The 15,662-nt window shown below is 53.4% G+C and carries 17 protein-coding genes; 4 read left to right on the forward strand and 13 right to left on the reverse strand.

Annotated elements, in window-relative coordinates; all coding sequences use genetic code 11:
- The first annotated feature begins 68 nt into the window (after nucleotides 1–68).
- From K365_RS0125150 to K365_RS28995, 4 genes are read left to right on the forward strand one after another with little or no spacing between them, the layout of a single operon-like run.
- On the forward strand, nucleotides 69–329 hold the full coding sequence (locus tag K365_RS0125150) for a sulfurtransferase TusA family protein (protein WP_006966710.1): 261 nt from the start codon (nucleotides 69–71) through the stop codon (nucleotides 327–329).
- A 38-nt stretch (nucleotides 330–367) separates the two neighbouring features.
- Entirely contained in the window at nucleotides 368–1,279 is a 912-nt protein-coding gene (gene hybA / locus K365_RS0125155) for a hydrogenase 2 operon protein HybA (RefSeq protein WP_006966708.1), read from the forward strand.
- Complete coding sequence (gene nrfD, locus K365_RS0125160) at nucleotides 1,279–2,481, forward strand: NrfD/PsrC family molybdoenzyme membrane anchor subunit (RefSeq protein ID WP_006966706.1); 1,203 nt, start codon at nucleotides 1,279–1,281, stop codon at nucleotides 2,479–2,481. The genes hybA and nrfD overlap by 1 nt, the downstream gene beginning before the upstream one ends.
- Nucleotides 2,478–4,508: a tetrathionate reductase family octaheme c-type cytochrome gene (locus K365_RS28995; RefSeq protein WP_156887817.1), complete on the forward strand. Its 2,031-nt coding sequence runs from the start codon at nucleotides 2,478–2,480 to the stop codon at nucleotides 4,506–4,508. The genes nrfD and K365_RS28995 overlap by 4 nt, the downstream gene beginning before the upstream one ends.
- 62 nt (nucleotides 4,509–4,570) lie before the next feature.
- On the opposite strand, the gene K365_RS0125170 is transcribed toward K365_RS28995, so the two are convergent.
- The 13 genes from K365_RS0125170 to K365_RS0125230 form a co-directional block, all read right to left on the reverse strand.
- A complete protein-coding gene (locus tag K365_RS0125170; protein WP_006966701.1) occupies nucleotides 4,571–5,239 on the reverse strand; it encodes a hypothetical protein in 669 nt (222 codons plus the stop codon).
- 114 nt (nucleotides 5,240–5,353) lie between these two features.
- Nucleotides 5,354–6,022: a hypothetical protein gene (locus K365_RS0125175; protein ID WP_006966699.1), complete on the reverse strand. Its 669-nt coding sequence runs from the start codon at nucleotides 6,020–6,022 to the stop codon at nucleotides 5,354–5,356.
- 205 nt (nucleotides 6,023–6,227) lie between these two features.
- Nucleotides 6,228–7,295 (reverse strand): arsenic resistance protein, encoded by a 1,068-nt coding sequence (locus K365_RS0125180; RefSeq protein ID WP_024336818.1) that lies wholly within the window; start codon nucleotides 7,293–7,295, stop codon nucleotides 6,228–6,230.
- Nucleotides 7,292–7,501 carry a hypothetical protein gene (locus tag K365_RS0125185; RefSeq protein ID WP_006966690.1) on the reverse strand — a complete coding sequence of 70 codons (210 nt, stop codon included), beginning with the start codon at nucleotides 7,499–7,501 and terminating at the stop codon, nucleotides 7,292–7,294. Before K365_RS0125185 ends, K365_RS0125180 begins: the two co-directional genes overlap by 4 nt.
- A gap of 13 nt (nucleotides 7,502–7,514) precedes the next feature.
- Nucleotides 7,515–7,826 (reverse strand): thioredoxin, encoded by a 312-nt coding sequence (gene trxA / locus K365_RS0125190; protein WP_024336819.1) that lies wholly within the window; start codon nucleotides 7,824–7,826, stop codon nucleotides 7,515–7,517.
- Nucleotides 7,827–8,035: 209 nt separating this feature from the next.
- Nucleotides 8,036–8,764, reverse strand: coding sequence for a YkgJ family cysteine cluster protein (locus K365_RS0125195; RefSeq protein ID WP_006966686.1), 729 nt, complete (start codon nucleotides 8,762–8,764; stop codon nucleotides 8,036–8,038).
- 67 nt (nucleotides 8,765–8,831) lie between these two features.
- The gene (cuyB, locus tag K365_RS0125200) at nucleotides 8,832–9,599 is read right to left on the reverse strand and encodes a cysteate racemase (protein ID WP_024336820.1); all 768 of its coding nucleotides are present in this window, start codon (nucleotides 9,597–9,599) and stop codon (nucleotides 8,832–8,834) included.
- A gap of 63 nt (nucleotides 9,600–9,662) precedes the next feature.
- Nucleotides 9,663–10,664 carry a D-cysteate sulfo-lyase gene (gene cuyA, locus K365_RS0125205; RefSeq protein ID WP_024336821.1) on the reverse strand — a complete coding sequence of 334 codons (1,002 nt, stop codon included), beginning with the start codon at nucleotides 10,662–10,664 and terminating at the stop codon, nucleotides 9,663–9,665.
- Between the two features lie 42 nt (nucleotides 10,665–10,706).
- Nucleotides 10,707–11,093: a RidA family protein gene (locus tag K365_RS0125210; protein ID WP_006966670.1), complete on the reverse strand. Its 387-nt coding sequence runs from the start codon at nucleotides 11,091–11,093 to the stop codon at nucleotides 10,707–10,709.
- A 20-nt stretch (nucleotides 11,094–11,113) separates the two neighbouring features.
- Nucleotides 11,114–12,340, reverse strand: coding sequence for a DegT/DnrJ/EryC1/StrS family aminotransferase (locus K365_RS0125215; protein WP_006966668.1), 1,227 nt, complete (start codon nucleotides 12,338–12,340; stop codon nucleotides 11,114–11,116).
- A 29-nt stretch (nucleotides 12,341–12,369) separates the two neighbouring features.
- Entirely contained in the window at nucleotides 12,370–13,683 is a 1,314-nt protein-coding gene (hisD, locus tag K365_RS0125220; protein WP_024336822.1) for a histidinol dehydrogenase, read from the reverse strand.
- A 74-nt stretch (nucleotides 13,684–13,757) separates the two neighbouring features.
- Nucleotides 13,758–15,038 carry a TRAP transporter large permease gene (locus K365_RS0125225; protein ID WP_006966664.1) on the reverse strand — a complete coding sequence of 427 codons (1,281 nt, stop codon included), beginning with the start codon at nucleotides 15,036–15,038 and terminating at the stop codon, nucleotides 13,758–13,760.
- Nucleotides 15,035–15,616: a TRAP transporter small permease gene (locus K365_RS0125230; RefSeq protein ID WP_006966662.1), complete on the reverse strand. Its 582-nt coding sequence runs from the start codon at nucleotides 15,614–15,616 to the stop codon at nucleotides 15,035–15,037. Before K365_RS0125230 ends, K365_RS0125225 begins: the two co-directional genes overlap by 4 nt.
- Nucleotides 15,617–15,662 lie beyond the last annotated feature (46 nt).

Genomic DNA, 15,662 nt, shown 5'->3' on the forward strand with positions numbered 1-15,662 from the left:
TGCAGACCAGATATCTGTAAAAATCCAGGCCGGGGTGCCGGCAGATAATCGGGAGACAAGGGTTTGATATGACAAAAAAAATGACATTGAATTTAAAAGGCGTGGTGTCTCCCATGGATCTACTCAAATGTAATGCCTGCCTGACGGCCATGGACCCCGGGGATATTCTGGAAGTGATCCTGGCTGATGAAGAAGTGGTCAACAATCTGACCACGATTCTTCTGCGGTCCAATGATGAAATCCTTTACCGCCAGCATACCCGGGACAGTATCTGTATCGGTATCAGAAAAGGTCCCAGGCAATATGATGAATTCCCATTGCAATTGTAAACTGTTTAAAGGTTGAAATGTTAAAAAAAGGAGGAAACATGCAAATTACCAGAAGGCGCTTTTTCAGGGTCATGGGCGCTGCCGGGGCATCCGTCGCTGTCCGGCCTCCCGCCGGTCATGCCTGGCAGTCCAAGGCCCCCCCGGACCCTTTCGGATGCCTGGTGGACCTGACCCGGTGTGTGGGATGCCGCAAATGCGAGGAAGCCTGCGCCGAAGTCAACGGTCTGCCGGAACCCGAGCGGGTGAACTGCCAGTGCACTATTTTTGAAAAAGACCGGCGGCCGGACCATGATGCCTATACCGTGGTCAACCGGTACTATACCGGCAAAGTGGATGAATTTGACAAACCCGTGCCCACCTTTGCCAAGGTCCAGTGCATGCACTGCCAGGACCCGGCCTGTGTGTCCGCCTGTATTGTGGGGGCGTTGACCAAAGATGAGACCGGTGCAGTCAGATATGATGTGACCAAATGTATCGGTTGCCGGTACTGCATGGTGGCCTGTCCCTTTGAAATTCCGGCGTATGAATATTTTGACCCCATCACCCCGAAGGTGATGAAATGCACGTTCTGTTATGACCGGATTTCCAAACAAGGGGGTGTTCCGGGGTGTGCCACCATCTGTCCCACGGAAGCCATCACCTTCGGCAGGCGGAGCACGCTTCTGGAAGTGGCGAACAAACGGCTGAAAGAAAACCCGGCCCATTATCTGCCGCATATTTACGGGGAAAAGGAAGTGGGCGGCACCTCCTGGATGTATCTGTCCGGGGTGCCCTTTGAACAGGTGAACCTGCCGGCCCTGCCGGAAACCCCGTCCCCGAAACTGTCGGAAACGGTTCAGCATTCGCTGTTCACCTATCTATGGTCTCCCATTCTGCTGTTCGGGGTGCTCGGGGGGCTCATGGCCTGGTTCAATAAAAACGATAACCCCCCGGACAAAGGAGGTGTCTGATGGCACATGCGGCGCAACCCCTGAAGCGGCCTTTGTGGACGCCCGGGGTACTGGTGATGCTGGTATTCATGTTTGCCGGTGCTGTCGCCATTATCGCCCGGTTCACCGGGGGCATCGGATATGTTACCAACCTGACCAATGCCCGGCCCTGGGGAATCTGGGTGGGCATTGACGTGGCCACGGGCGTGGCCCTGGCGGCCGGCGGATTCACCACGGCAGCCCTGGCCCATATTTTCGGCCGTCACTATTATGAACCCGTGACCCGGCCGGCCCTGTTGACCGCTGTTTTGGGCTATACCTTTGTGGTGATCGGGCTTCTGGTGGATATCGGCCGTTCCTGGGCCATCTGGAAACCCATGTTTTACTGGAATTTTAATTCCGTGCTGTTTGAAGTGGCCATGTGCGTGATGATCTATCTCACGGTGCTGTATATCGAGTTTCTACCCATTGTGGCGGAACAGTTCAAGGGCCGGGTGAACCTGCCCGGGATCCTGTCCGGGCTGAACCGCCTGGTGGATGGATTTTTACAGACAGCCGACCGGATTTTAGGCAAGGTCATGTGGGTGTTCATCATTTTAGGGGTGGTATTGTCCTGCATGCACCAGTCCAGCCTGGGGTCGCTTATGCTGGTGGCTCCCACCAAGCTGCATCCCCTGTGGTACACCCCGATTCTGCCGCTGCTGTTTCTCACTTCGGCCATTGCCGTGGGATATCCCATGGTGGTGTTTGAAACCACCCTGACCACGGCGTCGTTCAAGCTGGATTCAGAAGTGAAGATTCTGGCACCCTTGACCAAGATCACCATTTTTCTGCTGGGATTTTACATGGTCCTTAAAATCGGGGACATGGTAATGCGGGGCACCTGGATCTATCTGCTGGACGGCACGTATCAGACCAATTCCTTTTTAGCGGAACTGCTGTTCGGCGTGATGATCCCCTGGATCATGCTGCTGTTTAAACGGGTGCGGCAGTCCGCCAGAGGCGTGTTCACGGCCGCAGCCCTGATCGTGGGCGGTGTGGTGCTCAACCGGGTCAATGTGTTTATTGTCGGGTACCGGTCTCCGTTAACGGAAAGCGGGTATTTTCCGGCGCCATCGGAAATTCTGGTCACACTGGGCCTGATCGCAACCCTGATGTTCATCTACCGGGTGGTGGTCACATATCTGCCCGTATTACAGGCACCCAAGGAGGTATCTTCATGATAAAAAAAATAATGGTTTGCGCCTGCCTGATCCCGTTTCTGGCAGGGGTCTGTGCCGCGGAGGTGTGGAAGGCCCCGGATCAGGAACAGGCCAGGGAACGGGCAAAAGAAACCGTTCCATTTATAAAAGAATACAAGGATGACTGCCAGATCAGCCGGCGCATCTGTCTGATGGATGCCGGAATTTCTTTAGACGATGTCACAACGGTCTATTTTCTTTTAGACAGTCCCATCATCAAGGAAAGGGAAGATCATTACGAACCCGTGCGGTTCGCCCACAAGCGCCATGCGGCCCTGGTCGATGACTGTACCAAATGCCATCACTACCGGCCCAAAGATGAGGATGCCCTGGAAACCACCCGGTGTTCCGCCTGTCACCAGGACAGTTTCAATCCGGAATATCCTGAGCGCATCGGGCTCAAGGCAGCCTATCATCAGCAGTGCATGGAGTGCCACCAGCAGGAAGCCAAAGGTCCCGTGGACTGTACCGGGTGTCACCTCAAACATGTGCCGGATCATAAGGAACTGGTAAAGCTGCCGGACAACCCGGACCCCATTCAGGTCACCCAGGCCTGTCTGGAATGCCATGACACCCAGGGCGAAGACATGCTTAAAACCGCTCACTGGTTGTGGCGGGGACCGTCTCCCTACACCACGGGGCATCGAAAGGACATCCTGCACGGCAAGGGCACGACCGCCCTGAACAATTTCTGAATCAGCCCCATCAGCAACGAGGCTCGTTGCACAAGCTGTCATGCCGGATATGGATGGAAAGACGCGTCGTTTGACTTTACCGATAAAACCAGAATCGACTGTCTGGTGTGCCATGACACTACCGGCACCTATGAAAAAGACCCCCCGGGGGCGGGCATGCCCAAAAAAGAAGTGGACTTGAAGTTTGTGGCCGAAAATGTGGGCCATTCCTCCCGGGCCACCTGCGGGGCCTGCCATTTCAACGGCGGGGGCGGGGATGCCATCAAGCATGCGGACATGTCCCGCCAGCTGCTCACCCCGGATCGAAACTGCGACATTCACATGGGTGGATATGATTTTGACTGTGCGGAATGCCACAAGACCCGGAACCACCAGATTTCCGGGAAAAGCTCTTCCGTGCCTGTGGCCGAAGGGGTGGTAAACTGTGAAAGCTGTCACTCGGAAACCCCGCATTACAGCGGCAATCTGCTGGACCATCACCTGAACGATCACTCCAAAACCCTGGCCTGCAATGTCTGTCATTCACCCGTGTTTGCCAAGTGCAAACCCACCAAAACCTGGTGGGACTGGTCTATGGCCGGAGACAAGGAACGGGAGGTGAAAAAAGACAAATACGGCCAGCCCGATTATAACTGGAAAAAAGGGGAATTCAGGTGGGAGGAGTCCGGACTGCCGGATTACACCTGGTACTCCGGGTATATGGACCGGGTGCTCATGGGAGATAAAGTGGACCTGGATGCGGACGTGATCACCCTGACCGATCCCGTGGGGTCCATCAATGATCCGGGTTCCAGGATCACGGCTTTCAAGATCATGAAAGGCATCCAGCCCATTGATGCGGAACATGCCCATGTGCTGGTGCCCCAGCTGTTTTCCGGGGACAAGGACAACACCACGGCCTACTGGAAAAACCTGGACTGGAATAAAGCATTCCAGGCGGGAATGAAAGCCGTGGATCTGCCTTACAGCGGGGACGTCACATGGAAGGAAACCTGGATGTACTGGCGGATCAACCATGAAGTCATGCCCGCGGACATGGCCTTGTCCTGTGTTCAGTGTCATGAAAGTCTCAAAGGCGACCAGACCTGCAACCGGTGCCACCAGGACAACCGGGATGTGGATTTCAAGGCCCTGGCCCAGAAAGGAACGGATTTTTCTCTGATGAAGTCCCAGGGACGGGATGTGGATCAGTTGATCGACAAAACCGATTACATCAACTTCAAGGCCTTAGGTTACCAAGGCGATCCCATTATTCACGGGGGGCGGTTTAAAAAGCTGCCCATGGGATATCAAAGTCAGTCCCGGACGGAATAATTTAAAAAAATAACAGGTCAAAGGATGCCGCCGCATCCTTTGACCTGTTATTTCCTGGGATATCAAGCGTCAACAATGTCGTAGTATTCAGATGACTTGTCCGGACGGCGCATGATATGAAGCGACAGAATCCGGCTTTCATAATTTTCAACCCGGGTTTTAAGCGCTTCTTTGGCCTGACGGAATTTTACACTCTGAAGGCCTGATATCAATGTTTCCACATCCTTGACCCGTCCTTCGCAGATGGTTCTCGGCCCTTCTCCGATGAGTACTTCCCATTCTTCGGCCACATGAATCCCGATCTCTTCCAGAACGGGGTAATATTGAGACAAAACAAACTGCCGGTATTTTTTGAAATCATCTTTTTCCCGGGTGATGATATCCCAGACCTGATTGAACTTAACCGTTTTTTCGCCGATCTCCATGGAATAGGTGGGTTCTTTTTTCAAGGGAACCAGGACCTTGGTTTTGTAATGCTTGATATAATTGAGCAGGTCTGATTTCAGGTGACGGTATTCAGCGCTTTTCAGGGCCGTTTCCAGCTGCTCCAGGTCATTGCTGACGGTTTCCACGATCACTTCACTGTAGGATCCCACCAGAACGGACCAGCCGGCCACCGTGTGGACTCCCAGACTGTTGATGCCGGGAATGAATTTATTGACGATGAAGTCAGCGTATTCGTCAACCTTTGAAGGAGTGATCGTCCAGTAATGCATCAGTTTTACGGCCATGAGAATCCTCCTGTGCGGCTTTGATGGTTTTTATGTGTTGTTTTATTGTGTGTCAACATGTTGGGCCTGTCCATGTAAACGGCGGTATGGGCCTTATTTTAAACAAAAAAACGGTCAAAGAGGGATTATTTCATAGCTTTCCGATCGAGCCCCCTTAATTTTCCGGACATGAAACGATAGAATCCGGCTTTGATAATTTTCAACATATTGTTTGAGTTTTTTTCTGGTGCGTCTGAATTCACTGTTTTGAAGCGCGGGAATGAGTGATCCGGCATCGGTCACACGGCCTTCACAGAACGTATGGGGTTCGTCTCCGATCAACACTTCCCATTCCCCGGCCACATGGACCCCGATTTTTTCCAGCAACGGGTAAAACTCATGGGTGACAAACTGTTCATAACTCTGATAGTCTTCCGGTTTTAAGGTGATGACATCCCACATCTGGTTGAACTTGACCGTATCCGGCGAAATGCTCATGGAGTAACTGCCCCGTTTGGCTATGGGCATCATGACTTTGGTTTTGTAATCAGTGACAAGGTTGAGCAGGTCCGATTTGAGCAGCCGGTAATCCCTGGTTTTAAGTGCCGTTTCCAGCATGTTCAAATCGCTGCTGACCGTTTCCATGATGATTTCGCTGTAGGATCCCACCAGCACGGACCAGCCGGCCACGGTATGCATTCCCAGCCGGTTTACGCCGGGAATGAATTGTTTGATAATAAAGTCGGCATACGCTTCCTTTGAGGAAGGGTTGATAGTCCAGTAGTGCATCAGTTTTACGGCCATGGCTGTCCTCCTTGTTCGGCTTTCATGTCACTGGCTGGTGCATTGCTGTAATCGGATCATTTCGTGTTGATTATTCACAGTTAAATGAGACAGCCGCATTTGTCAACCAAAATATGGAGTTACACGCACGTCCTTCAGGACGGCCGGGCCACCGGTACCGGGACCCTGGATTTGGACATCACACCGCTGGCAGTACTTCCCAGCATCATTCTTTCAAATTCATTATGACCATGGATCCGGAGATTTCCAGCGCTTCGTCCGGGGCCTCCTCTCTGGCAGCCGGTTCGGGTTTCGCCGGTTTGGGCGGACCGAACATCACATGGATGAATTTCACATACCAGGCCGCGGACTGAATCTGGATGATATAGGCCAGCGATATGAGCAGGGCAATGGTCAGGCCCTCTTTTCCGAACGCGGTCATGGCAATGGCCAGGGCAATGGACAGATCCCGCATGACCACACCGAACACCATGGCAATGGCATCTTCCCGCTGGAACAGAAACCGGCCGGCAACGGTCAGAAATACATAGGAGACCAGATAAAACACGACCAAAGGCAGCAGGATAATGAGAATATCGCCGGGATTGGCAATGATGTGCCTGGCTTTCAAAGACATGGCCACAAACGCGATGAGCACCACGCCCAGGGCTGAAAACGGCGGGAATTTGGGTTTGACTCTGTCATTCCATTTCTGGGCCCCATATTTTTTTACCCCATAGGTCTGGGTCAACAGGCCCACCACCAGGGGAAAGAACACAAAAATGGCAATCTGTTTGAACATGTGGAGCATATCCACGTCAATGGTGGCGCCCATGAACACCTTGGTGTAGACGGGTGCGGCCAGAGATCCGATGACCAGGCCGAATACCACCATTTTGATGGCAGCTTCCTTGCTGCCTTTGGCAAACCCGGTCCAGGAAATGGTCATTCCGGATGTGGGCAGCACCCCGATCAGAAACAGCCCTACGGCCCACAGCCCGTATTTGGGGTCCTGGCCGGACAAAAAAAGCTTGCCGATGAAAAACGCCAGCAGCGGGATGAGAATGAAATTGATGACCTGGGTGGCGGTCTGCAGTTTGAGATCCCGGCCCTTGAAAATGGTTTTCACATTCAGGGTCACCATCATGGGATATACCATGACAAAGGTCACGGGAATAATGAACTGTTTTAAAAAACCGGCATCAAACAGGTATCCGAAGATCAATCCAAAGCCCATGGCCACGGGGATGGTCCATACCAGGTTTTTCTGAATGAATGTCAACGCTTTGATCATGACTGTTTTTCCTTATGATGAAGTGCTGCCGTAGCGTCAGCATCGTTGAAGTTTTTTTTGGACACAAAATGAATGGGACAGGACGACCGGAATTTGCAGTAAATATCCGGGTCTCGGCATTCCAGGCACTCTTCGCATAAATGGATGCCGTGTTTCAAACAAATATAACTGGTCTCCCTGTCCGGATGGTTGATGCATCTGCCCATGGTTTTCTCCTGTTCAATGACGGTCTGAAAGAATAGCGTTCAGATTTTTTTCCAGCGCTTCTTTGGGTTGAACGCCCACGAATCGTTTGATTTCTTTGCCCTGGTCAAACAATATAAATGTGGGAATGCTCTGGACCATATAATGGGTGGCCACATCCGGCCGGGAATTGATATCGATTTCCACCATTGTGACCCGGCCCTGATATTTTTTTGCCAGATCTTTGATCACGGGCGCCATCTGCCGGCAGGGGCTGCACCAGGTTGCACTGAAATCCACCAAAGCCACCTGATTTTTTAAACCGGGGTCCATCTGGGTAATTTCCATTTTTGATAATCCTTTTTCAGTCTCAGGTTTTTGATCAATCATGCCTGTTGATTATCATAATCAAAAATCGTGCCGAGAAAAGATTATCTGGAAAAACCATGGCAATACCCGCCCGGGACAAAGGTTTTCACTTGATACGCTGTAAAAAGGAAAACCGGTTTGTGGCCCGTTACCCGGGAAACGGGTCGTTTTTCAGCAAAACGGTAACGTTACGCTTTGCCGGCCGTGAAACCGGTGGCAAACATCGCTTGTTTGAATATTGTTTCACCCCTTGCAAAGGTATCTGCCGCATCCGTCAATGCCAGGCAAAGATCCATGGCAGTTACCAGTTCCACCCGGCCGGTCTCCAGATGCATGCGGGTGCACACGGACTGCACCACATCCCGGGCCAGGGTGTACACATAATTGGGGGCGGACAGACAGGGGATCTCCGCGTCATGATTGCCGGAGACAAACGCGGCTTCACAGTCCCGGCGGTCCAGGGAATTCCAGGTTCTGCAGATAAAGGGACGCTGGTCATACACCATGCAGGCATGGTGATCCAGAAAAATACACGGGGTCTGGTCCTTGATCGCCACCCGCTGTGCCAGGGACTGTCCCCGGGTATGGGCCAGGTTGTCGCGAATCCGGGTTTTCAGGTGACGTTGTTCATCCGGGGTGAAGCACGCTTGGATATGGGCGCTGAGCAATATCGCTTCCAGCGGGGTCACATGGATGCGGGAATGGCAGCAGAAACTGCATCCGCTGGCGCAGTCCGGCGCCGGGGATTCGCAGGTCAATGCCACGGAAACCAGCACCCGGGCCGCTGCATCCGTTACCTGGGTGATCATGGGAAACAGGGTCCCGGATGAATTCCGGGTCTCTTTTTGAGCGGCATCGGCGATCTGAAAAAAATAAGCGGACAAGGCATCTGTGTCCGGCGGGGTCTGATCCTGCATGACGTCTCCAATCGTTTTGTAAGACAGGCAGCGATCTGAAAGAATCCGCCAGAGGGATGTCTGGAACTTACCGGTTGTTATTACCGGATATTCTACTCGAACCCGGATGTCCGGTCAAGGGGTATTCAGAAGGATGTTTGACCATCCGGACGATCGCTTCGGCCAGGACCTGGGACGCGTCAATGGTGTCAAGGGGCAGATCGTTTCCGCCCAGGGCGCTTAGTTCCGTGCATGCCACAATGGCCACTCCAACCCCCTGGTCTTTTAAATGGTCACAGACCTGAGCATACTGGCGGTGAAGATCCAAAGTTATGCCTCCGGCTTTCACCTGCCGGATGATATTGAACAGCCGGTCCTGGTGTTCCTTGTCCGGCCACACTTCTGTCATTCCCAGGGTGTCAAACCGGCGGGTATACAGTTTTGTGATGGCCACGGCCGGCGATGCCAGCATTCCGATGTGTGTTTCCCTGGCGAAATCGGCCTTCACCTGATTCACCACCAGATCAATCATGTTGATTACCGGAATTTTCACTGCCTCCTGCACGGCATCATAATAAAAATGGGCCGTGTTGCAGGGGATCACCAGAAAATCCGCGCCCCAGGCCTCCAGGCGCCGTCCCATGTCCGCCATGACCGGGCCGGGATCTTCACCGTTCCCTTCGATGATGGCTTTGATGCGGGAGGGTACCTTGGGATTGTTGTCCACGATGCACCGGATATGGTCTTTGTCATCCATGGCTGGTGTCAGGCGGATGATCCGCTGCATCAGGTCCACCGTGGCCTCGGGTCCCATGCCGCCGATGATGCCTGCCACTTTTTCGTTTTTTTGTGTCATTTTTTCGGCTGCCGTGTTTGTTGGCGCGGCCGCCTGACGATACAAGGCGGCCGCAGGGTTATATCATTTTCTGAAGGAATCCATGTACGCATACAGGGCCGGTGATCCGCCCGTGTGCAGAAACAGCACATTGGTGCCCGGAGCGAAATGGCCTTTTCTCACCCGATCAACAAGGCCGGCCGCAGTCTTGCCCGAGTACACCGGATCCAGCAGAATCGCTTCGGTCTGCGCAAACAGTTTCACGGCCTCCACCATACTGTCCGTGGGAATGGAATATCCCGGTCCCACATACTGGTCAAAACACACCACACTGTCTCTGGGGATTTCCTTTTTGACCCCCAGCTTGGCTGCGGTCTCTTTTGCCAGTTTGTAAACGATCTCTTCCTGGACCGTCTTTTCTCTGGACACATTCATCCCGCTCACGGGGATGCCGGTTTCCATGGCCGTCATGCCCACCACCATGCCGGCGTGGGTCCCGGCGGAACCCGACGGCACAACAATGTGATCAATGTTTAAGTGCAGGTCATTGAGCTGGGTCATGGTTTCTGCGGCACAGGCGGCATATCCTAAGGCCCCGATGGCATTGGAGGCCCCGCCGGGAATGATATAAGGCGTTTTGCCTTCTTCAGACAACCCGGCTGCCTTTTTTTCCATGGCCCCCATCATGTCGCTCCCGCCGGGCACCACCTCGATGCTCTTGACTCCCAGCAGCTGAAACAGAAAATTGTTGCCGCTGGCATCTGTCTTGTAACTGCCCTTTACCCGTTCTTCCAGAATCAGATGGCAGTCAAGCCCTTCTTTGACGGCCCATGCCAGGGTCAGCCGGCAATGGTTGGACTGCACGGCACCGCAGGTGATGATGGTGTCTGCTTTTTTTTCCATGGCATCGGCAATGCAGAACTCCAGTTTCCGGGTTTTGTTGCCCCCGGCAGCACCGGGCAGCTGGTCGTCGCGTTTGACAAACAGGTTGACTTTTCCGCCCAACGCCTGGCTCAATGCAGGCATGGGTTCAATGGCAGTGGGGGTCTGAATATATTTTCGTCTGGGAAATCGTGTAAAATTCATGGGGTTCCTTTTTATATATTGTTTTTTTAAATGGTGCTTGTTTTATGACGGCAATTGAAAAACCGCTTCCACCTCAATGGCGGCGTTCAGGGGCAAAGCCCCAACCTGGAACGCACTGCGGGCAGGAAACGGTTCTGTGAAATACTGGTCATACACGGCGTTGACCGCCTTGAAATTGTTGATATCCGACAGAAAAACAGTCGTTTTCACGGCATCTGCCAGCCCGGCGCCGGCGCTTTTGGCAATGGCGGACAGGTTCTTGAAAACCTGATGGGCCTGTTCCTCAATGGTCCCTGTCACCAGCTGACCCGTTGCCGGATCAATGGGAAGCTGGCCGGAAGTAAACAAAAATCCGTTGGCGGCCACGGCCTGGGAATATGGGCCGATGGCTTTTGGGGCGTTGTCTGTGGCAATAATCTGTCTGTTCATGGTTTGTGGTCTCCATTTTTTTATTCAGGTTCACGGGGCAGCACACTGGCCGCCACATCTGCAATGATCTGGGCAATTGATTCACAGTCCGCCAGATCAAAGGTCAGGGGAATTCTCATGTCGCACATGCCGGCCAATATGCGGTCAGTATTAGGCAATTCGGGCAGATTGTCAAAATATTTCCAGCTGCTGTAGGCGCTGGTGAATCCCACCGGCCGTTTGTTGCCGAACCATTTGAGTTCCACGCCCCGCAAAAGGCAGGTATCCAGAAACCGGAGGATCACGGTGGGATCCTCCGTGTTCAGGTTAAACTGGATGGAGCTGCCCACATACTGCTCCTTTGGGTCCCGCTTTGGACAGAAAAGGCCCGGGATCTGATTCAGCCGGGATTCCAGGAACTGATACCGCCGGTTCCACCTTTGGCACTGGTCATCCAGGATCTTGAGCTGGGGTCTTAGAATCGCGGCCCGCAGGTCGTCCATGCGGCAGGAATAATTGGGCACCAGTTCCCGGATTGATTCAAACACGGCATCATCCGGCCGGGACAGGTGTCGGTCATAATTCATGTAAGACCCGGAATAGATGATGGCTCTGGCCATCAGGTCCGGATCATCCGTGACCAGCAGACCCCCTTCGCCGGAGTTCATGTGCTTGTAGGTCTGGGTGCTGAAGCAGGCGGCCGTGCCAAAAGAACCGGACAGTTTTCCGTTCCACCGGGCCCCCATGGTGTGGGCGCAGTCTTCGATCAACGTGATCCCTTGCTGCCGGCATATCTCCATGATCCGGTCCATGTCGGCAATGTGGCCCCGCATATGAGACATCATGAACCATTTGACATCCTTTTCCGCCGCCTTGGCCGCCAGGTCGTCAAAATCGATGGTATAGTCATCCGTGATCTCCACCAGAATGATTTTAGCCCCCGTGTTATGGATGGCGCCCGGCACGGGTGCCAGGGTATAGGCATTGCACAGAATGCGGTCCCCGGGTCTGACCCCGGCGCTTTTCAACGCCAGATACATGGCACTGCCGCAGGAGGCGCAGGCAAGACAGTATTGGCTGCCCATATATGCGGCAAACTCTTTTTCCAGCAGCGCGGTTTCAGAAACCTCATCTTTGACCACATTGTACCGGTGAAGCCGTCCCGACTGCAATACACGGACGGCACTGTCAATGGCCGGCTGGGAAATGGGTTCCTGCCGGGTAAAGCTTTTTGAAAACATCATGGGTTGATCGGTTTGTACAGGCATATCCATCCACCTTGGTATTCTGACAACGGTTATGAGTAATGTTTCTGGGAATAGACATTGAAATCCCATTCCTGATCCGGGAAGAATTTTTTCAGCCGCCAGTCACAGGCCCGGGCATGACCTTCCATGCCCTCCACCCGGGACAACCGGGAGGCCCGGGAGCTGATTTCCAGACAGGCCTGTTTTTCAATTTCCTGAAATGTGCAGATTTTGAGAAATTTGTGCACGTTCAGGCCGCCGGAATAATACCCGGCTTTGCGGGTGGGCAGTATGTGGTTGGTGCCCGAACATTTGTCTCCCTGGGCCACGGTACAGTAATCCCCGATAAACAGAGAGCCATAGGCCGTGAGGCGATCGCACCACCACTGGTTGTCTTTGGTCATCACCTGGACATGTTCGGGGGCATATTGGTCGCTGACTGCAGCCATCTCCTGCCAGTCGTCACACAGGACAATTTCCCCATAATCCCGCCAGGATGCGGCAGCCACTTCCGGATCCGGCAGATCATCGATTACATGGGGCATTATCTTCAATACCTGTTCCCCCAGCTGTCTGGAGTCAGTGAACAGCCACACCGGAGAGTCATACCCATGCTCGGCCTGGGACACCAGGTCCACGGCAATGGTCATGGGATCGGCCGTGTTATCGGCAATCACGGCGGATTCCGTGGGTCCGGCAAATACATCGATGGCGCATACACCGGATCCGGCCAGCAGGGCCTTGGCTTCCGCCACATAGGCATTGCCGGGACCGGCCAGAATATTGGCCCGTTTTCCCGTAAACAGTCCGAAGGCCATGGAGGCAATGGCCTGGACCCCGCCCATCTCCAGAATGATATCGGCTCCGGATATGTCCATGGCATAGGCCACGGCCGGATCAATGCTCTTTCCCCGGGGAGGGGAGGCGGCAATCACGGTTTTCACACCGGCCGCCTTGGCCGTGGCCACACTCATGACAGCGGAACAGGCATGGGCGAAACGGCCCCCGGGGATATAACACCCGGCCACATCCATGGGAATAATGCGCTGTCCCAGACGGACTCCGGGATAAATCTGGGTTTCAAATTCTTTGATGCTGTCCCGCTGGGCTTTGGCAAACGCCGACACCTGCTGGTGGGCAAACCGGATATCTTCTTTGACAGAGTCCGGAACCGTGTCAATCAACTGCTGTTTTTTCTCTTCACTGAGAATGAACGGGTCGGTCCAGTTGTCAAACTTCAGTGCCAGAGCTTCCACGGCTTTTTCCCGGTCCGCCCGGATATCGGCCAGCATCTTTTCAACGGCCGGCCGGATGGTTTCACTGTGGGATTCAGCGGTTTTCACCGCTTTTTTTAAATGCTGCATTTATCGTGTTCTCCATATTTGATTAAGGTCACGCATCTGTTGTGTCATTATCTGTTCTGATTCTTTTGAAGATATCAATATCCAAACGCTTTGGGCAGCCAGAGGCAGAATCCCGGGATATAGGCCACAGTAAACACGGCCAGGATCTCCACAATGGAAAAGGGAATCGCCTTGACCGATATTTCTTCGATACTCACTTTTCCGATACCGGATGCAATGAACAGGTTTTCCCCTAACGGCGGTGTTTCAAACCCGATTTCACAACACATCACCAGTACCACGCCAAAATGGATGGGGTCTACGCCCAGGCTGGTCATGACCGGCAAAAGCACGGGTGTCACCAGCATTATGGTGGCCAGGGTCTCCATGAACATGCCGATCATGATCAGGAAAATGATGACCAGTGCCCAGATAATGAACACATTGCCGGTCAGGGCCAGCAGCCAGGCGGCAATGGCATCCGGGATCTTGTACTGCACCAGGAGCCGGCCGAATGCCTGGGCCGTGAACAGGATGATCAACACCCGGCCCGACAGCCAGGTGGTGGAATCCAAAGACTTGAAAATGGCGGGCAGTTTGAGCTCCTGGTAGATGAAAATGCCCACGAACAGGGTATAGAAAATCGAGACAATGGCGGCTTCCGTAGGCGTGAAAAACCCGGAATATATGCCGCCCAGAATCACTACCGGCGCCATCAAAGCCCAGAATCCATCCTTGATGGTCACCAGGGTTTTCTTTAAAGACCATTCGTCCTCATTGGGTTTGTATCCCTTTTTTTTGCTGATCACATAGTTGAGAATAATGATACCGGATGCGATGAGCAGGCCGGGAAACACCCCGGCGATGAACAGCTGGGTGATGGATACGCTGGCCGTCACCCCATAGATCACCATGGGAATACTGGGGGGAATCACAATACCTAAGCCCCCGGAAGACGCCGTGACAGCCGAGGCATAGCCGCGGTCATATCCTTTTCTGGTCATGGCCGGAATCATGAGCATGCCCACGGCGGCCGTGGTGGCCGGACCGGACCCGGATATGGCGCCGAAAAACAGGCAGGCCAGCACCGTGGAGGCACCCAGGCCTCCGGCCATCCGGCCTGCCAGAACTTCAGCCACTGCCACCAGGCGCCTGGAAATGCCGGATCCCTGCATCAAAGCCCCGGACAGGATAAAAGCCGGCAGGGCCATGACCGGAAACGAATTGACCGCGTTATAGGCGATCTGCACCAGGGTGGTCACATCCTTGCCGATGGACATGAATGCAGCCATGGCCGCCATGCCCAAGGCCACGGCAATGGGGGCACCGATCACCAGAAGAATGCCGAATGCGCCGAACAATACCGATGAAATCATGCCATCCTCCCTTCATCGTTTGAATCGATTTTCATGTCCCGCTTGATATCTTCCAGATCTGTCGAAATATCGTCCACATCCACGATGTCTCTTTTCAGAATGTGTTTCAGGATATTGACCTGGATGATCCGGATGCTCATGAGGGTGAATGTGAAGGGAAACAGCATGTAAATATACTGCATGGGGATATCCAGGGCCGGCGAATAAAACGGATATTCCATCATATCCCGGATGACTTCAATGCTTTTAACCGTCATGATGGCGTTGAACACCAGCCATATGCCGTCGGCGATGAGCTGGGACACATCGCCCACGATTTTTGGAAACAGTTTGAACTGAAAGGTGACCCGGTTATGGGCCCCCAGCCGGGCTGCATAGGATGCGCCCAGAAAGGCGAACCAGACAAAGGCGAACCGGGATGCTTCCTCGCTCCAGGCCAGCGAATTCTGGAAAACGGTCCGCATGATCACCTGAAAGAACAGGAGGATGACAAAAAAGCTCAAGAAAAATTTACACAGATATCCTTCGATATTATCCAGGATCGTGATTGACGTTTTAAGCACGCGGCTGAGAGTCACTTTTCTGCTCCTCACCAAAAAATTTTTTCAAGGAGGGTGCCCTGGA

This window comes from Desulfotignum balticum DSM 7044 (genome assembly GCF_000421285.1).
GTDB classification, from domain to species: Bacteria; Desulfobacterota; Desulfobacteria; order Desulfobacterales; family Desulfobacteraceae; genus Desulfotignum; species Desulfotignum balticum.

Bases quoted from the DNA above. Each gene is read 5' to 3' on its own strand.
- K365_RS0125150 (WP_006966710.1), top strand. From the start codon at position 69: ATGACAAAAAAAATGACATTGAATTTAAAAGGCGTGGTGTCTCCCATG.
- hybA (WP_006966708.1), top strand. From the start codon at position 368: ATGCAAATTACCAGAAGGCGCTTTTTCAGGGTCATGGGCGCTGCCGGG.
- nrfD (WP_006966706.1), top strand. From the start codon at position 1,279: ATGGCACATGCGGCGCAACCCCTGAAGCGGCCTTTGTGGACGCCCGGG.
- K365_RS0125170 (WP_006966701.1), bottom strand. From the start codon at position 5,239: ATGGCCGTAAAACTGATGCATTACTGGACGATCACTCCTTCAAAGGTT.
- K365_RS0125175 (WP_006966699.1), bottom strand. From the start codon at position 6,022: ATGGCCGTAAAACTGATGCACTACTGGACTATCAACCCTTCCTCAAAG.
- K365_RS0125180 (WP_024336818.1), bottom strand. From the start codon at position 7,295: ATGATCAAAGCGTTGACATTCATTCAGAAAAACCTGGTATGGACCATC.
- K365_RS0125185 (WP_006966690.1), bottom strand. From the start codon at position 7,501: ATGGGCAGATGCATCAACCATCCGGACAGGGAGACCAGTTATATTTGT.
- trxA (WP_024336819.1), bottom strand. From the start codon at position 7,826: ATGGAAATTACCCAGATGGACCCCGGTTTAAAAAATCAGGTGGCTTTG.
- K365_RS0125195 (WP_006966686.1), bottom strand. From the start codon at position 8,764: ATGCAGGATCAGACCCCGCCGGACACAGATGCCTTGTCCGCTTATTTT.
- cuyB (WP_024336820.1), bottom strand. From the start codon at position 9,599: ATGACACAAAAAAACGAAAAAGTGGCAGGCATCATCGGCGGCATGGGA.
- cuyA (WP_024336821.1), bottom strand. From the start codon at position 10,664: ATGAATTTTACACGATTTCCCAGACGAAAATATATTCAGACCCCCACT.
- K365_RS0125210 (WP_006966670.1), bottom strand. From the start codon at position 11,093: ATGAACAGACAGATTATTGCCACAGACAACGCCCCAAAAGCCATCGGC.
- K365_RS0125215 (WP_006966668.1), bottom strand. From the start codon at position 12,340: ATGCCTGTACAAACCGATCAACCCATGATGTTTTCAAAAAGCTTTACC.
- hisD (WP_024336822.1), bottom strand. From the start codon at position 13,683: ATGCAGCATTTAAAAAAAGCGGTGAAAACCGCTGAATCCCACAGTGAA.
- K365_RS0125225 (WP_006966664.1), bottom strand. From the start codon at position 15,038: ATGATTTCATCGGTATTGTTCGGCGCATTCGGCATTCTTCTGGTGATC.